This is a genomic window from Mesorhizobium sp. M0678 (assembly GCF_040320505.1).
Taxonomy (GTDB): Bacteria; Pseudomonadota; Alphaproteobacteria; order Rhizobiales; family Rhizobiaceae; genus Mesorhizobium.
In genome coordinates, this window is the sequence record NZ_JAMYPT010000002.1 from 568405 (window position 1) to 585299 (window position 16895).

15 protein-coding genes and 1 other RNA gene are annotated in these 16895 nt (G+C 63.6%); 13 read left to right on the plus strand and 3 right to left on the minus strand.

All coding sequences use genetic code 11. From position 1 onward, the window contains the following. Window positions 1–4 precede the first annotated feature (4 nt). From NKI29_RS06090 to NKI29_RS06105, 4 genes are all read left to right on the plus strand, one after another. The gene (locus NKI29_RS06090; RefSeq protein ID WP_352570300.1) at window positions 5–1099 is read left to right on the plus strand and encodes a microcin C ABC transporter permease YejB; all 1095 of its coding nucleotides are present in this window, start codon (window positions 5–7) and stop codon (window positions 1097–1099) included. Further along, on the plus strand, window positions 1099–2238 hold the full coding sequence (locus tag NKI29_RS06095) for an ABC transporter permease (RefSeq protein ID WP_352570302.1): 1140 nt from the start codon (window positions 1099–1101) through the stop codon (window positions 2236–2238). Before NKI29_RS06090 ends, NKI29_RS06095 begins: the two co-directional genes overlap by 1 nt. Further along, window positions 2235–3866 carry an ABC transporter ATP-binding protein gene (locus NKI29_RS06100; RefSeq protein WP_352795687.1) on the plus strand — a complete coding sequence of 544 codons (1632 nt, stop codon included), beginning with the start codon at window positions 2235–2237 and terminating at the stop codon, window positions 3864–3866. Before NKI29_RS06095 ends, NKI29_RS06100 begins: the two co-directional genes overlap by 4 nt. Before the next feature lie 95 nt (window positions 3867–3961). Further along, on the plus strand, window positions 3962–4903 hold the full coding sequence (locus tag NKI29_RS06105) for a 2-hydroxyacid dehydrogenase (RefSeq protein ID WP_023676865.1): 942 nt from the start codon (window positions 3962–3964) through the stop codon (window positions 4901–4903). 24 nt (window positions 4904–4927) lie between these two features. Here NKI29_RS06105 and NKI29_RS06110 read toward each other — a convergent pair whose 3' ends face one another. The 3 genes from NKI29_RS06110 to NKI29_RS06120 are packed head-to-tail and all read right to left on the minus strand — an operon-like array spanning window position 4928 to window position 6655. Next, window positions 4928–5230 carry a Dabb family protein gene (locus tag NKI29_RS06110; protein WP_023676866.1) on the minus strand — a complete coding sequence of 101 codons (303 nt, stop codon included), beginning with the start codon at window positions 5228–5230 and terminating at the stop codon, window positions 4928–4930. A gap of 25 nt (window positions 5231–5255) precedes the next feature. After that, window positions 5256–6197 carry an NAD(+) diphosphatase gene (gene nudC / locus NKI29_RS06115; protein WP_352570306.1) on the minus strand — a complete coding sequence of 314 codons (942 nt, stop codon included), beginning with the start codon at window positions 6195–6197 and terminating at the stop codon, window positions 5256–5258. A 38-nt stretch (window positions 6198–6235) separates the two neighbouring features. Continuing rightward, window positions 6236–6655, minus strand: coding sequence for an HIT family protein (locus tag NKI29_RS06120; RefSeq protein WP_023676868.1), 420 nt, complete (start codon window positions 6653–6655; stop codon window positions 6236–6238). Between the two features lie 359 nt (window positions 6656–7014). On the opposite strand from NKI29_RS06120, the gene ffs reads away from it, so the two are divergent. The 9 genes from ffs (at window position 7015) to nikC (ending at window position 16889) form a co-directional block, all read left to right on the plus strand. Further along, window positions 7015–7111, plus strand: an RNA gene (gene ffs, locus NKI29_RS06125) — signal recognition particle sRNA small type. A 104-nt stretch (window positions 7112–7215) separates the two neighbouring features. Continuing rightward, window positions 7216–9036, plus strand: coding sequence for a DNA polymerase III subunit gamma/tau (locus tag NKI29_RS06130; protein ID WP_352570308.1), 1821 nt, complete (start codon window positions 7216–7218; stop codon window positions 9034–9036). Between the two features lie 32 nt (window positions 9037–9068). Continuing rightward, window positions 9069–9392 carry a YbaB/EbfC family nucleoid-associated protein gene (locus NKI29_RS06135; RefSeq protein ID WP_023676870.1) on the plus strand — a complete coding sequence of 108 codons (324 nt, stop codon included), beginning with the start codon at window positions 9069–9071 and terminating at the stop codon, window positions 9390–9392. Between the two features lie 289 nt (window positions 9393–9681). Beyond that, entirely contained in the window at window positions 9682–10620 is a 939-nt protein-coding gene (locus NKI29_RS06140) for a cell wall hydrolase (RefSeq protein WP_352570310.1), read from the plus strand. 335 nt (window positions 10621–10955) lie between these two features. Further along, window positions 10956–11561 carry a recombination mediator RecR gene (gene recR, locus NKI29_RS06145; protein WP_352448580.1) on the plus strand — a complete coding sequence of 202 codons (606 nt, stop codon included), beginning with the start codon at window positions 10956–10958 and terminating at the stop codon, window positions 11559–11561. A gap of 178 nt (window positions 11562–11739) precedes the next feature. Then, window positions 11740–13011, plus strand: coding sequence for a lytic murein transglycosylase (locus NKI29_RS06150; protein ID WP_352570312.1), 1272 nt, complete (start codon window positions 11740–11742; stop codon window positions 13009–13011). Window positions 13012–13212: 201 nt separating this feature from the next. Continuing rightward, the gene (locus NKI29_RS06155) at window positions 13213–14856 is read left to right on the plus strand and encodes an ABC transporter substrate-binding protein (protein WP_352570314.1); all 1644 of its coding nucleotides are present in this window, start codon (window positions 13213–13215) and stop codon (window positions 14854–14856) included. Window positions 14857–14887: 31 nt separating this feature from the next. Then, window positions 14888–15955: an ABC transporter permease gene (locus tag NKI29_RS06160; protein WP_023676874.1), complete on the plus strand. Its 1068-nt coding sequence runs from the start codon at window positions 14888–14890 to the stop codon at window positions 15953–15955. A 13-nt stretch (window positions 15956–15968) separates the two neighbouring features. Beyond that, window positions 15969–16889 (plus strand): nickel transporter permease, encoded by a 921-nt coding sequence (gene nikC / locus NKI29_RS06165; protein ID WP_352448584.1) that lies wholly within the window; start codon window positions 15969–15971, stop codon window positions 16887–16889. Window positions 16890–16895: the final 6 nt, after the last annotated feature.

Consider the following 16895-nt stretch of genomic DNA (forward strand, 5'->3'; position numbering starts at 1 on the left):
CCTGATGGGCGCCTATATACTGCGCCGTATCCTGCTGATGATCCCGACCCTGTTCGGCATCATGGCGGTGTCGTTCGCCGTCATCCAGTTCGCGCCGGGCGGGCCGGTCGAGCAGGTCATCGCCAGGCTGACCAACCAGGGCGGCAGCGATCGCCTCGGCGGCGGCGGCGGTGATGCCGGCGGCGCCAATTTCGACGTCGCCGGCGACGTCGGCTCGAAATACCGCGGCGCGCAAGGGCTCGACCCGGAATTCATCAAGAAGCTGGAGAAGCAGTTCGGTTTCGACAAGCCGCCGCTCGAGCGCTTCGGCATGATGCTGTGGAACTATCTCCGCTTCGATTTCGGCGACAGCTATTTCCGCGACATATCGGTGCTCGACCTGATCCTGGAAAAGATGCCGGTGTCGATCTCGATCGGGCTGTGGATCACGCTTTTGTCCTATCTGATCTCGATCCCGCTCGGCATCCGCAAGGCGGTCAAGGACGGCTCCACCTTCGACGTCTGGACCAGCGGCGTCGTCATCGTCGGCTACGCCATTCCCGGGTTTCTGTTCGGCATATTGCTGATGGTGCTGTTTGCCGGCGGCTCGTTCTGGGACTGGTTTCCGCTGCGCGGCATCACCTCCGACAATTGGGACCAGCTGTCGTGGCCGGCGCGGATCGTCGACTATTTCTGGCATATGACCTTGCCGCTGACCGCGCTGGTATTGTCGGCCTTCGCCACGACGACGCTTTTGACCAAGAATTCCTTCCTCGAGGAAATCCGCAAGCAATATGTGGTCACAGCCCGCGCCAAGGGCCTGTCGGAGCGGCAGGTGCTTTATGGCCACGTCTTCCGCAACGCCATGCTGATCGTCATCGCCGGTTTTCCCGGTGCTTTCATCTCGGCCTTCTTCACCGGCTCGCTGCTGATCGAGAACATATTTTCGCTCGACGGCCTCGGCCTGCTCGGCTTCAACTCGGTGGTGCAGCGCGACTATCCGGTGGTGTTCGCCAATCTCTTCATCTTCTCGCTGCTTGGCCTGTTCGTCGGGCTTTTGTCCGATCTGATCTATACCTGGGTCGATCCACGCATCGATTTCGAGCGGAGAGACGTCTGATGGCGCAGGCCACAGCCGAAACGGCGCCGGCACGGATCGCGCGGCCCTTTCTGTCGCCGCTCAACCAGCGGCGCCTGCAGAACTTCAAGTCCAACCGGCGCGGCTACTGGTCGTTGTGGATATTCCTGTTCCTGTTCGTGCTGTCGCTGGTTTCGGAATTGGTCGCCAACGACAAGCCGATCATCGCCTCCTACAAGGGCGAGATCCTGTTTCCGGTCCTGGTCGCTTATCCCGAGGAGAAGTTCGGCGGCTTCTATGCGGTCACCGACTACCGCGACCCGGTGATCCAGGACGAGATCAACGCCAATGGCTGGATGGTCTGGCCGCCGGTGCGCTACTCCTACCAGACCGTCAACAACGCTATTCCCGAAGCAGCACCGACCAAGCCGTCCTGGCTCTACGACAAGAAGACGCGCTGCAACCAGTATCCGAAAGGCGAGGCAGACCCCAATTGCAACGTCGGCAACTGGAACTGGCTGGGCACCGACGACCAGGCCCGCGACGTGCTGGCGCGCGTCATCTACGGCTTCAGGATATCGGTGCTGTTCGGCCTGATCCTGACCGCCGGCTCGGCGCTGATCGGCGTGGCGGCCGGCGCTCTGCAGGGCTATTTCGGCGGCTGGACCGACCTCCTGTTCCAGCGTTTCATCGAGATCTGGTCGGCGATCCCGGTGCTGTATCTGCTCTTGATCGTCGCCGCCATCCTGCCGCCCGGCTTCTTCATCCTGCTCGGATTGATGCTGCTGTTCTCCTGGGTGGCACTGGTCGGCGTGGTGCGGGCCGAGTTCCTGCGCGCCCGCAATTTCGAATATGTCAACGCGGCGCGCGCGCTCGGCGTATCCAATGTCACCATTATGTTCCGGCATCTGCTGCCCAACGCCATGGTGGCGACGCTGACCTTCCTGCCCTTCCTGCTCAGCGGCTCGATTTCGACGCTGACCTCGCTCGACTATCTCGGCTTCGGCCTGCCGCCCGGCGCCGCCTCGCTGGGTGAGTTGCTGAAGCAGGCACAGCGCAATCTCAACGCGCCCTGGCTCGGCATTTCCGGCTTCGTCGTCATCTCGCTGATGCTGTCGCTGCTGGTCTTCGTCGGCGAGGCCACCCGCGACGCCTTCGATCCGCGCAAGACGTTCAGATGAGCGACACCCCGCTGCTCTCGGTCCAGGACCTCAGCGTCGCCTTCACGCAAGGCGGCGACCAGTCGATCGCCGTCGACCATATTTCCTTCGACCTCGCCAGGGGCGAGACGGTGGCGCTGGTCGGCGAATCCGGCTCCGGCAAGTCGGTCACCGCGCTGTCGGTTCTGAAGCTGCTGCCCTATCCGACCGCCAGCCACCCGTCGGGAAAGATCCTGTTCCTCGGCGCCGACCTGCTTGCCGCCGACGAGAGAGACCTGCGCCGCGTGCGCGGCAACAAGATCACCATGATCTTCCAGGAGCCGATGACCTCGCTCAACCCGCTGCATACGATCGAGCAGCAGATCGTCGAGGTATTGAAGCTGCATCAGGGCCTGGGGGATCGCAAAGCCAAGGCGCGCACGCTGGAACTTCTGCACGAGGTCGGCATCCGCGAGCCGGAGAAGCGGCTCGACGCCTATCCGCACCAGCTTTCCGGCGGCCAGCGCCAGCGCGTCATGATCGCCATGTCGCTGGCCAACGAGCCTGAACTTTTGATCGCCGACGAGCCGACGACGGCGCTCGACGTCACCGTCCAGGCGCAGATCCTCGAGCTGCTCGCCGGCCTGAAAAGCCGCAAGAACATGTCGATGCTGTTCATCACCCACGATCTCGGCATCGTCAGGAAGATCGCCGACCGGGTCTGCGTGATGACCAAGGGCAAGATCGTCGAGACCGGCCCGACCAAGGAGATATTCGCCAATCCGCAGCACGCCTACACGCGGCATCTGCTTGCCGCCGAGCCGAAAGGCAAGCCGCCGGCGGCCAACCAGGCCGCCAAGCCGGTGATGGTCGGCAAGGACGTCAAGGTCTGGTTTCCGATCAAGAAGGGCTTCTTCCGGCGCACCGTCGACAATGTGAAGGCGGTCGACGGCATCGACGTCACCGTGCGGGCCGGCCAGACGCTTGGCGTCGTCGGCGAATCCGGCTCAGGCAAGACGACGCTCGGCCTGGCGCTGGCCAGGATGATCTCGTCGACCGGGACCATCCAGTTCAACGGACGCGGCATCAATCAGCTGTCCTTCAACGAAATGCGGCCGCTGCGGCGCGAGTTGCAGATCGTCTTCCAGGATCCGTTCGGTTCGCTCAGTCCGCGCATGTCGGTCGCCGAGATCATCGAGGAAGGGTTGAAGATCCACGAGCCGAAGCTGTCTCCTGATGGGCGCGACGAGCGTGTCGTCGACGTGCTCGGGGAAGTCGGCCTCGATCCGGCGACGCGCAACCGCTATCCGCACGAATTCTCCGGCGGCCAGCGCCAGCGCGTCGCCATCGCGCGCGCCATGGTGCTCAACCCGCGTTTCGTCATGCTGGACGAGCCGACCTCGGCGCTCGACATGAGCGTGCAGGCGCAGGTCGTCGACCTCTTACGCAGCCTGCAAGCCAAGCACGACCTCGCCTACCTCTTCATCAGCCACGATCTGAGGGTCATCCGCGCGCTCGCCAACGAAGTCATCGTCATGCGTAACGGCAGGATCGTCGAGGCCGGTCCTTCCGAACAGATTTTCGGCAACCCGCGGACCGACTACACAAAGGCGTTGATCTCGGCCGCCTTCAAGATCGAAACGGCGCCGGTCGGCATCGTCAGCGAGTAGATTTTCGCCAGAGATCATGCACAAAATCAAAACACTGCCGCGCCTTGCGCGTCGGAACGCGAACGCTGTTGGTAAAAAGGGAAAAACAATCCACAATGGAAAAAGGCCGCATCCTGCTTGCCCTCACCGGTATTCATCCGCTGCGCTGGCGCGAACTGCTGTCGGCGGAGCGCGAGGTGGTGCTCGAGCCGAATGGCGCCGGCGATCCCTCGATTACCTATGCTGTGGTGTGGAAACAGCGGCCGAACCTGTTGTCGTCGCTGCCCAATCTGCGCGCCATCTTCTCGATCGGCGCCGGCGTCGACCACATCTTCGCCGATCCCACCTTGCCCGACGTACCGGTCGTCAAGGTGGTGGCCGACAACCTGACCCAGTACATGACCGAATACGTCGTCTGGCGGGTGCTCGACCACCATCGCCAAGGCATGCTCTACCGCGCCCAGCAGCAGAAGAAGATCTGGCATGAACCGCAGCAGCGGCCGGCCAGCGACATCTCGGTCGGCATTATGGGGCTCGGCACGCTTGGCCGCGCGGCGGCATCGGTGCTGTTGTCGCTCGGCTTTCCCGTCAATGGCTGGTCGCGCAGCGATCGGCCGATGCAAGGTGTCTCGACTTACGCGGGCGAGGCCGGCCTGATCCCATTCCTAAACGCCACCGACATCCTGGTGGTGCTGCTGCCGCTGACGCCGCAGACGCACGGTATCATCAACCACGGCGTGCTGAAGGAGCTGCGGAAGCGCAACGGCCTCGGCGGCTCAGTGCTGATCAATGCCGGGCGCGGCAGGCTGCAGAAGGACGCCGACATTTTGCGCGCGCTGGACGACGGCACGCTGAAGGAAGCCAGCCTCGACGTTTTCGAGGTCGAGCCGCTGCCGAAGACCAGCCCGCTATGGAGCCACCCCAAAGTGTTCGTGACGCCGCATGCGGCGGCAACTTCCGATCCGGTCCACCTGGCGCCGATCATGCTGCGCCAGATGGATGCTTTCGAGAGCGGCGAACCGCTGGAAAATGTGGTGGATCGCGACGCCGGGTATTAATTTTTAGAGCGCCGCTTTCCAGTCTCAGCCCCAGCCGAGCGGCACGTAGTCGATCTCCATAAACGCCTCGACTTCCGGGATCCAGCGGTCGCGGACGAAGGCGACGTGGTCGGGATGGTCGTTGTAGCCGGAATAGGCCCGCTGATCGGCGAACTCCATCGAGAAGCCGAAGCGGTAGTCGTTCTTGGGACTGACCTGCCGCAACTGCTCGAAATGCGTGACGCCCTTTATCGCCGTGAGAATCCTCTTGGCGTCGGCGAGGAACCGTTTTTCCTCGAGCGAATGCGGCGGGTGTTTCAGCGTGAACACGACGGTGTGACGGATCATTTTTTGCTCCTGCGATATCTTCGTGTCACGCGCTGTCAGCCCAGGCGCGGATGAGGTTATAGGCGATCGCCCCCTTCGGCGGTGTCATCAGGCCGCCCGGATGCTCGCGGGCCAGCATCAAGAGCACCTCGTCGCGAAAGAACCAGCGGCAATCTTCCAGCTCGTTGAGGTCGGGCTGGATATCGTCGTTGAGCGGTTCGCCGAAGCAGCCGATCATCAGCGAATAGGGAAACGGCCAGGGCTGGCTGGCGTGGTAGACGACACGGCCTAGCCGGATGCCGGCTTCCTCCAGCGTTTCGCGGCGCACCGCCGCCTCGATCGTCTCGCCCGGCTCGATGAAACCGGCGAGCGCCGAATACATGCCGGGCCCGAAATGCCGGCCGCGGCCGAGCAGGCATTTTTCGCGTGTTGCCGTCAGCATGATCGCCACCGGGTCGGTGCGCGGAAAGTGCTCCGTACCGCAGGCCGGGCAATGCCGCTTGTAACCGCCCGCCCGCATCTCGGCTTCGGTGCCGCATTTGCTGCAGAAGCGATGGCTGGCATGCCAGGCGAGCAGCGCCGCCCCTTGCGCCAGCGCGCCGGCCGCCGCTTCGTCGATCAGCCCCTGCATATAGACCGAGCGATAGTCGATCGCCTTGATCGTCTCGGGAAGCTGCTCGGGCTCGACCCCGGCCGGCACCGCCAGCACCGGGCCGCTTTCGGAAAAACCGAGCAGGACGCCGTTTTCGAGCGACGCTTCGAGCGGTCGGCATTCGGCCACGCCGAACCAGGGGTCGAATGCGCCTTGCGCAAGCTTCAAATAGAGCCGGCCGCCACGCATCAGCAAAAGCCGCGCCGAGGGATCGGCGAGTGCCTTTTCGACGGAATCGTCGGCGCGGTTTTCGGACTGCCGGTCGATAATGTTGCCGGCGAAGCCGACGAACTGGCTCGGCTCGCGCAAGGGCGCGTCAAACAGGCGAAAGCTCATGCAGACTCGGGAAGGTTCAAGGTGGACACGGGAGAGGCTTATAGCGCTGCCTTGATCTTTTCCGCAAACTTGCGAAGGTCGGAGCGCTGATAGGGCTCGCGCAGGCCGTGCCCCCACACCGGGCCGGGCCAGCCGGGATCGCCTTCCGAGCGCGCAATGACGTGTACATGCAACTGGCGCACGATGTTGCCGAGTGCGCCGGTGTTGATCTTGGTGCAGCCGGTCACCCGCTTCAGCGCCAGCGCCACCATGTTGGTCTCGAAGGTCAGCATCGCCTGGTCCAGCGGCGTCATGTCGTGGATTTCCTCGATGCCCGGCCGCTGCGGCACCAGCAGCAGCCATGGCCAGCGGCGGTCGTTCATGACGCGCAATTCGCACAGGCCGAGCCACATCAACTGTTCGCTGTCGGCTTCCAGCTGGGCGTCAAGCGTGAATCCGGCCTTGAGGCCCGGCAGCATCGGCGTTTCCCTCACTTTTTGACGTTTTTTGAACTCCATCGACGCTAGAGCGGCTTCCGAAGGGCCGCAAGGGGCAGCAACCAACATTGGCCGTCGCGGCGCTGATTGTGCGCGAAGAAGTGAGGGCCCGGGCAAATTGCATCAGGTTGGCGCTGCCCCGCCGAGGTCGACGATTTTGATCGCGGCCACATTTTGTTCTTGCTTTGTGCCGGCAGCTATGCTACTAATTTCGCTATGGTGATTATTCGCACCAACGACCCGCCCGCCGAGGCGGGTTTTTGGTTTCAGCTTTCGCCGTCGCTCAAGGCCCCTATCATCCGCACTTGCATTTCATCGCCGGATTGCCGATATGGAGGCTGGGAGGTTGGTGGTGGACGGTCCACTCGCCAACCGGGTCAGGTCCGGAAGGAAGCAGCCCTAACGAGCCCGGAACGGGTCATTGTTCCAGCCTCCCGCCTCTTCGCCTTTTGCCCTGACATTGACGGCGCCAAGCCGAGCGGGCGAAACTATGCGCAGGAATCGGCCGCCTCCAGTGGCAGCCCTTGGAGCTTAACGGGCGAATGAGCGAAGCCGGAAACGAGGCCGGGAAATTGGACAAGCCTGCCGCCTACCGCGTGCTGGCGCGCAAATACCGACCGTCGAATTTCTCCGAACTGATCGGCCAGGAGCCGATGGTCCGCACGTTGACCAATGCCTTTGCCACCGGCCGCATCGCCCAGGCCTGGATGCTGACCGGCGTGCGTGGCGTCGGCAAGACGACGACCGCGCGCATACTCGCGCGGGCCCTGAACTACAAAACATCGACCGTCGACCAGCCGTCCGTCGACCTTGCCGTGCTCGGCGAGCATTGCCAGGCGATCATGGAAGGCCGGCATGTCGACGTCATCGAGATGGACGCCGCCTCGCATACCGGCATCGACGACATCAGGGACATCATCGAGCGTGTGCGCTACGCCCCGGTGTCGGCGCGCTACAAGGTCTACATCATCGACGAAGTGCACATGCTTTCCAACCAGGCCTTCAACGGCCTGCTGAAGACGCTGGAAGAGCCGCCGCCGCACGTCAAGTTCATCTTCGCCACCACCGAAATCCGCAAGGTGCCGATCACCGTCCTGTCGCGCTGCCAGCGTTTCGACCTCAGGCGCATCGATGCGGCAATGATCAAGGCCGACCTTGCCAGGATAGCCGGTCTGGAGGGCATCGAAGTCGAAGACGATGCGCTGGCGATGATCGCGCGCGCGGCCGAAGGCTCGATGCGCGATGCGCAGTCGATCCTCGACCAGGCGATCGCCCATGGCGGCGGCGCGGTCAGCGCCGAAGCGGTGCGTGCTATGCTCGGCCTTGCCGACCGTGCCCGCATCGTCGACCTGTTCGAACATGTCATGAAGGGCGACGTCGCCGCCGCACTTGCCGAATTCCGTGCCCAGTACGATACCGGCGCCGATCCTGCCGCGGTGCTGACCGACCTTGCCGAGTTCAACCATCTGGTCACCCGTCTGCGTTTCGTGCCGGCTGCCATCGACGACGCCTCGCTGTCCGAGGACGAGCGCCGGCGCGGCGCCGATTTCGCCAGCATGCTGTCGGTCAAGGTGCTGTCGCGGACGTGGCAGATGCTCTTGAAAGGTATTCCCGAGGTGCAGACCTCCAACCGCCCGGTCAGCGCCGCCGAGATGGTGCTGATCCGGCTGGCCCATGCCGCCGACCTGCCGACGCTGGACGAGGCGCTGAAATCGCTGGAGAACGGCGGTACCCTGCCGGGCACTGCGCCGCGCGTGAATGGCACGCCGGCAAGCCCCGGCCCCGCAAACCATGCGCCTGCAAGCGGTGGTGCCGGCGCCGTGGCGCAGGCGCGGATGCCGATGGCCAATGGCGGCGCCCAGACAATGCGTCTGGTCGAGGCCGAGCCGGTGCCGACCAACTTCGTTACTCCGCCGGAGCCGGCGGTCGAGGCGCCGCCGGTGCCGGTGAAATCGCTGGCCGACATTGTCGCCCTTGCCGACGCCCAGCGCGACATGGCCTTCAAGGTGTTGGTGAAGCGTTGCGTGCGCCTGGTGCGCGTCGAGCCCGGTCGTATCGACGTCAGCCTGACCGACGATGCGCCGAAGATGTTGCTCAACGATTTGACCGCCAAGCTGCGCGCCTGGACCGGCCGCAACTGGCTGGTGTCGCTGTCGAAGGAAGAGGGCGGCCAGACCTTGGCCGAGCTGGAATCGACAAAGCGCGAAAACGCCTTCCTCGATGCCAAGAGCGACCCGACGGTCGCCGCCATCCTGGCGCGCTTTCCCGGCGCCAAGATCATCGACGTGCGCATTCCCGACGCGCCGGAAGCCGACGAGGCCGACGTGCCGGTCGAGCCGCCGGCCGACGACGACGAAACCTGAAACAACCAGCACCAGCTGCAAAGGACCGTGCGATGAAAGACCTTCTCGGCATGATGGGCAAGGCAAAGGAAATGCAGGCCAAGTTCCAGGCCATGCAGGATGAGATCGCCACGCTGGAAGCCACCGGGCAGGCCGGCGGCGGCCTGGTCAGCGTCACGCTGACCGGCAAATTCGAGATGAAGTCGCTGAAGATCGACCCGTCGCTGTTCAAGGAAGACGAGGTCGAGATTCTCGAGGACCTGCTTCTCGCTGCCCACAACGACGCCAGGACCAAGGTCGAGCAGATCATGCAGGAGAAGACCAGGGCGCTGACCGCGGGCCTACCGATCCCGCCGGGAATGAAACTGCCGTTCTAAGGCTAGTGCATGTCGCGCAAAAGTGTGCAGCGGTTTTGCGATAACGACATGCATCAAAACAAGAACCTAAAGCGCGTCGCATGAGGCCGGTCGAACGCGACGCGCTAGTCAATCGGTATGCCGTTACAGTGGCCGAAGAGTGCAGCGGCCCAGTGCTCGCTCTACCGCCAGCTGTGTCTATTAGGCAACTCCCCACACTTAATAACGCTTTAGCCATCTTTTTGCCTGAAAGTGTCTCATTCTTGCCGCAACCAGAGGCGGGCTGGCAGCAGAATTGAGGGGACACCTGTTGATCTCTACCCGATGGAAGACGCCGTTGCGGCTCGGCGTCGTTATCTCGCCGCTGTTTTTGGCCGCTTGCAGTCAGACCGCCTCGCACGGCATGTCCAGCCTGACCGATGCTATTACGCCGAGTTTCCTGAGCTCGCGCTCCTACAATTCCACGCCGAAGGAAAAGGAGTGCCTGGAGCGGGCAATGTTCTTCGAGTCCAACCGGTCGAGCCGTGACGGCATGATTGCGGTCGGCACGGTGGTGATGAACCGGCTGCGGTCCGGCAATCACGGCAACACCATCTGCCAGGTCGTCGGCGAGCGCGGGCAGTTCGCGCCGGGCGTCATGACACGGCCGATGAATTCGAAGGCGATGCCCGACGTCGAGGAAGCCGCCGAGGCGGTGCTCAAGGGCGAGCGCAAAGCCAAGCTGAAGAACACCATGTTCTTCCACACCGCCGGCCTGCGCTTCCCCTACAAGAACATGCACTACACCATGGTCGCCGGCGGCAATGCCTTCTATGAAAAGCGCGGCCGCAACTGGCAGCCGCTGCCGGACGAACCGGTGGTCGCCATGGCCCAGGCCAAGCCGCAAGCGCCTGCCGCTCAGGCCATACTTGTCGCCTCGGCGGAGCCGGCACGCAGCGCCAAGCCGACATTCGCCAAAGCGACCTATGTGACCGCCGCGGCATCGCTGCCGGCAAAGCAGACAAGGGTGACTGCCGGGATGGCAACCGCGGCGAGGGCGACACCGGAGAAGCCGATGCTTGTGGCGCTGCAGGAACCAATGCAGGAGCCGGATGCGGCCCGTTTTGGCGGAACCGTGAGCGAGCGGCCTGTCACCTCCTTCCAGGCCGCGCCGGCAGAGCCGACAATGTCGTTCGAGGCGACGCCCGAGAACACCGACGCCATCGGCGCGATGATCGCCGGCCAGACCCGGCCACTGGAAGAAAACTGACGGCCCTAGTGGCTTGCAGTCGCTTCGGACAGACAAATACGTGGAGTCGGCGCCGCCCCTCATCGCCCTGCCGGGCACTTCTCCCCGTATAGTGACGGGGAGAAGGGGGACGGCCGCAATCCTGGCGTACATTCTGCAACGATGATGATTGGCGAAACCGTCGATAAGAGCGTTCCTCTCCCCGTCACTATACGGGGAGAGGTCGCCGGCAGGCGGGTGAGGGGCAGCGCCAACGCCCGGAAAAGGGTGACGGGCGAATTCAAGCCTGAAGCGATTGCCCGGTCGCCCGCCTCAGCAGAGTTCCAAAGCGTGCGGAAAAATCCTAAACCGGTGCGATGTCGAAGCGAATCGCCGGTCCCGAGATCGAACGCCTGATCCAGCTGCTGGCCAAGGTGCCGGGGCTCGGTCCGCGTTCGGCACGCCGCGCCGCGCTCCACCTCATCAAGAAGAAGGAACAGCTGCTGGCGCCGCTCGCCGCCGCCATGGGCGAGGCGGTCGACAAGGTGCGCATCTGCTCGACCTGCGGCAATGTCGATACCTCGGATCCATGCATGATCTGCACCGACCCCCGCCGCGACCCCACTACGCTCATCGTCGTCGAGGACGTGGCCGACCTTTGGGCGCTGGAGCGGGCGACAGCCATGAACGTGCGCTACCATGTGCTCGGCGGTACGCTGTCGCCGCTCGACGGCATTGGTCCTGATGAGCTAAACATCCGTTCGCTGGTCGATCGCGTCGCCGGCGGCGAAGTCAAGGAAGTGATCCTCGCCGTCAACGCCACGGTCGAGGGCCAAACCACCGCGCACTACCTCACCGACCAGCTTTCCGGCTTCGACATCAAGGTGACGCGCCTGGCGCACGGTGTTCCGGTCGGCGGCGAACTCGATTATCTCGACGAAGGCACGCTGGCCGCCGCACTGCGCTCGCGGACGGTGTTTTGAGGCGAGTTGCGGGGAGAGTGCTTCCGAGATGATTGCGTTCCGTCGCGCCCCCCTCTGTCCTGCCGGACATCTCCCCCTCCAGGGGGGAGATCGGCAGCCTCGACATCCCCGCCAAGCTTGCGACGTTGAAGATTGGCGAAAACAGACGCGACAGCCAATCTCCCCCCTGGAGGGGGAGATGTCCGGCAGGACAGAGGGGGGCGCGACAGAACGTCGGCTTTGTGGATTGGCGATCTTTCTTGCAGTCCTCTTTGCCTTCCTCCTCGCCACCCCCGCCTCGGCGGCAAAGATCGACGACCAGTTCCGCGCCTGGCTTGGCAACGACCTCTGGCCCGAAGCCAAGGCCAAAGGCATCTCCAGGAAAACCTTCGATGCCGCCTTCGAAGGCGTCAAGCCGAACCTGAAGCTGCCCGACCTGGTGAAGCCGGGCGAGAAGGCGACGACGCCGCAGAAGCAGCATCAGGCCGAGTTCGGTTCGCCGGGCGCCTATTTCGCTGAAAAGATAATCCGAACGGTGACCGCCGGCGGCCGCACCCGCGAGGCGACCAACGCTAGGACTCTTGCCGCGATCGAGAAACGCTACGGCGCGCCTGGCGAAGTGCTGCTGGCGATCTGGGGCCGCGAGAGCGGCTTCGGCGCGGCGAAGATGCCTTATGACGCCTTCGAGGTGCTGGGCACCAAGGCGTTCATGTCGACCAAGAAGGAATTCTTCCGCACCGAGCTCTTGGCTGCGCTCGCGATCGTCGAGCGCGGGCTTGCCCCGGTCGGCGCGATGAAATCGTCTTGGGCAGGCGCGCTTGGCCAGCCGCAGTTCATGCCGACATCGTTCCTCAAGCATGCCGTCGATTTCGACGGCGACGGCCGCACCGACATCTGGAATTCGACGCCCGATATACTGGCATCGATCGCCAATTATCTCGTCCATTATGGCTGGGTCAGGGGCCGCGGCTGGGGCTTCGAGGTGACTGTGCCGGACAGCGTCTCGTGCTCGCTCGAAGGTCCGGACCAGGGCAAGAAGATTTCCCAGTGGGCTGATATGGGCATCAGGCGTGTGTCGGGTAAACCGTTCCCGGCGAGCGAACTGAAAGCCGAGGGCTTTCTTTTGATGCCGGCCGGGCGTAGCGGCCCGGCCTTCATCGTCACCCCCAATTTCTATGTGCTGAAGCAGTATAACACCAGCGATCTCTATGCCCTGTTCATCGGCCATGGCGCCGATCGCATCGCCCATGGCGACAGCAATTTCTCGGGCAATTGGGGCGCGGTCGGCGGGCTCTACCGCTCCGACATCGCCGCCCTGCAGCGGGCGCTGGAAGCTAAGGGCTACGATGTCGGCAGCGCCGACGGCCTGCCTGGCTTCAAGACGCGCCGCTCGATCGGCAAATGGCAGGCCAGCAACGGCCGTTCCGCTACCTGCTTTCCCGACGCCGACCTGGTTACCGCGCTGAAATAGCCGGATTTTCGCACCGCCGGTCTGGCCCAATCGACCGTTCTGCAAATGCTCGTTGCCGCGCTCGAAACCGCCGGATATGGTGAACCGGAACCGCACAAAAAATTGCCAAGACAACGGTCCGGGGATCACCGTTCGACGCGGCAAGAAATGCCACAACCCTGAGCCGGGAACTCAGGTCAACAAAAACAGGGAACAGTTAAAATGATGATGGAAAAGTTTGCTCTACGCTCCCGCTTCTTGCTCGCGGGCGCGGCCATGTCCGCGCTGCTTCTGGCCGTTGCGCCTGCCTTCGCGGTCACGCCCGCCGACACGCTGGTCGAGGGTTTCGCCATCGACGACATCATCACCATGGATCCGGGCGAAGCATTCGAATTGTCGACCGCAGAGGTCACCGGCAACACCTATGATCTTCTGGTACGCCTCGACCTCAGCGACACATCCAAGGTCAAGGGCGATCTCGCCGAAAGCTGGAGCGTCTCCGACGACGGCCTGACCTACACATTCAAGCTCAAGCCCGGCCTCAAATTCGCCTCCGGCAATCCGATCACGGCGGCCGACGTCGCCTATTCGTTCGAGCGCGCCATCAAGCTCGACAAGAGCCCGGCCTTTATTATCGGCCAGTTCGGTATCGATGGCGGCAACGTCACCGAGAAGGCCAAGGCCGTTGATGACACGACGTTCCAGTTCACCGTCGACAAGGCCTATGCGCCGAGCTTCGTCTTGAACTGCCTTTCGGCGACCGTCGCTTCGGTCGTCGACGCCAAGCTGGTCAAGGAGCATGTCGCTGCGGTCACCCCGAGCGCCGACTACAAATGGGACAATGATTTCGGCAACGCCTGGCTGAAGACCGGCTATGCCGGCTCCGGTGCCTTCAAAATGCGCGAATGGCGGGCCAACGAGGCCGTCGTCCTTGAGCGCAACGACAATTACTACGGCGAAAAAGCCAAGCTTGCCCGCGTTATCTATCGCAACATGAAGGAAAGCTCGGGCCAGCGCCTGGCGCTCGAAGCCGGCGATATCGACGTCGCCCGCAATCTCGAGCCGAACGACCTCGATGCCATCGCCAAGAATGCCGACCTCACCACCACCAGCGCGCCGAAGGGCACGGTCTATTACATCAGCCTCAACCAGAAGAACCCGAACCTCGCCAAGCCCGAGGTTCGCCAGGCTTTCAAATATCTGGTCGACTACGACGCCTTGAGCACGACCATCCTCAAGGGCATCGGCGAGATCCACCAGACCTTCCTGCCCAAGGGCGTGCTCGGCGAACTGGACGAGAACCCGTTCAAGTTCGACGTCGCCAAGGCCAAGGAACTGCTCGCCAAGGCCGGCCTCGCCGACGGCTTCAGCGTCACCATGGACGTGCGTACCGGGCAGCCGACGACGGGCATGGCGGAATCGATCCAGCAGACGCTGGGACAGGCCGGCATCAAGCTGGAGATCATCCCCGGCGACGGCAAGCAGACGCTGACCAAATACCGCGCCCGCAACCACGACATCTATATCGGCCAGTGGGGCCAGGATTATTTCGATCCGAACTCCAACGCCCAGACCTTCGCCAGCAACCCCGACAATTCGGATGAAGGCAAGACCAAGACGCTGGCCTGGCGCAACGCCTGGGACATCCCGGACTTGACCAAGCAGACCGAAGCCGCCCTGCTCGAGAAGGACGCGGCCAAGCGCGCCGCAATGTACCAGGATCTCGAGAAGAAGATCCTCGATACCAGCCCCTTCGTCATCATCCACCAGCAGCTGGAAGTGGCCGGCCTGCGCAAGAACCTCAAGGGTTTTGCGCTCGGCCCGAGCTTCGACACCAACTTCGTCGGCCCCGTCTCGAAAGAGTGATGCCGGGGAGTGACGCCGGCGGACGCGCCGTATGAGTGTGGCTGAAAGCGAGGTGACGGCAGGGCGCGGCGGCGCCCGCGCCGTTGCCGTGGCCTCATCTATCGCCCGGTTCCTGGTCATCGCGATAACGACCTATCTCGGTCTGCTCGCGGTGACCTTCTTCATCGGCCGCGTGATCCCGATCGACCCGGTGTTGGCGGTGCTCGGCGACCGGGCGCCGGCCAACGTCGTCGAACGAACGCGCCGCGAGATGGGCCTCGACCTGCCGCTGGTCGAGCAGTTCTACATCTATGTCAAACATGCCCTGAACGGTGATTTCGGCACCTCGGTGCTGACCACCAATCCGGTGATGACCGATATCCGCCGCGCCTTTCCGGCGACGCTCGAACTGGCGACGTTGGGAACATTGATCGGTTCGGTGATCGGCGTGCCGCTTGGCGTGCTAGCCGCCGTGCGGCGCGGCAGCGTCATCGACCAGATCGTGCGCATCATCGGCCTTGTCGGCTATTCCGTGCCGATCTTCTGGCTGGGGCTGCTGGCGCTGGTGCTGTTCTACGCCAAGCTGCAATGGGTCGCCTTTCCCGGCCGGCTCGACGTCGTCTACGAATACACCTTCACGCCGATTACCGGCTTTTACCTGCTGGATGCGCTCTGGCAGCGGCAGTGGGATGTATTTGCCGATGCCTTCCGCCACATCATCCTGCCGGCTTCGCTACTCGGCTATTTCTCGCTCGCCTACATCAGCCGCATGACGCGCTCGTTCATGCTGAACGAACTCACCCAGGAATACATCGTCGCAGCGCGCGCCAAGGGCCTGTCGGAAACGCGCATCATCTGGGGTCACGCGCTGCGCAACGCCGCGGTGCCGATGGTCACGGTGATCGCTCTGTCCTATGCCGGGCTGCTCGAAGGCTCGGTGCTGACCGAGACAGTGTTTTCGTGGCCGGGCATCGGCCTCTACATCACCAACTCGCTGCAGAACGCCGACATGAATGCCGTGCTTGGCGGCACGATCATCATCGGCTCGGTCTTCATCGCCATCAATCTATTCTCCGACCTGCTCTACCGGCTGCTCGATCCAAGGACCAAGGCAGGATGAGGACCAAGGCAGGATGAGCACGGAAGCGATTCAAACCCGCCGCGACTGGCTGCTCAGCGAGCGGCCGGCGTCGCGCGTGCAGGCGAGGCTCGGCCGCGCCTATGTGGCGTGGCGGCGCTTTTCCGCCAACCGGCTGGCGTTTGCCGGCCTGCTCATCATCGTCGCCCTGCTGGTGGTCGCGGCATTCGCCGATGTGCTGGCGCCCTATTCGCCGACATTCGGCGACCTCAAGGGCTCGCGGCTGCTGGCGCCGAGTGCGGCGCACTGGTTCGGCACCGACGATCTCGGCCGCGATATCTATTCGCGCATCATCTTCGGCTCGCGCTGGACACTCTACGTCGTCATTCTGGTTGCCATTATCGCCGCGCCGATCGGCTTGCTGGTCGGCACCGTCGCCGGTTACGCCGGCGGCTGGACCGATGCGATCCTGATGCGCATCACCGACATCTTCCTCGCCTTTCCGAAGCTGATCCTGGCGCTGGCCTTTGTCGCGGCGCTCGGCCCCGGCATCGAAAATGCCGTGCTTGCCATCGCCATCACCTCGTGGCCGCCCTATGCGCGCATTGCCCGCGCCGAAACGCTGACGGTGCGCAATTCCGATTATATCAAGGCGGTGCAATTGATGGGCGCCTCGCCGTTTCGCATCGTGCTTCGCCACATCATGCCGCTCTGCATCTCCTCGCTGATCATCAGGGTGACGCTCGACATGGCCGGCATCATCCTGACCGCGGCCGGCCTCGGCTTCCTCGGCCTCGGCGCGCAGCCGCCGCTGCCCGAATGGGGCGCGATGATCGCGTCGGGCCGCCGCTTCGTGCTCGACCAGTGGTGGGTTGCGGGCGCGCCGGGCTTTGCCATCCTCATCGTCAGCCTCGGCTTCAACCTGCTCGGCGACGGCCTGCGCGACGCGCTCGATCCCCGAAGCGGTGACCAATGAGTGGCG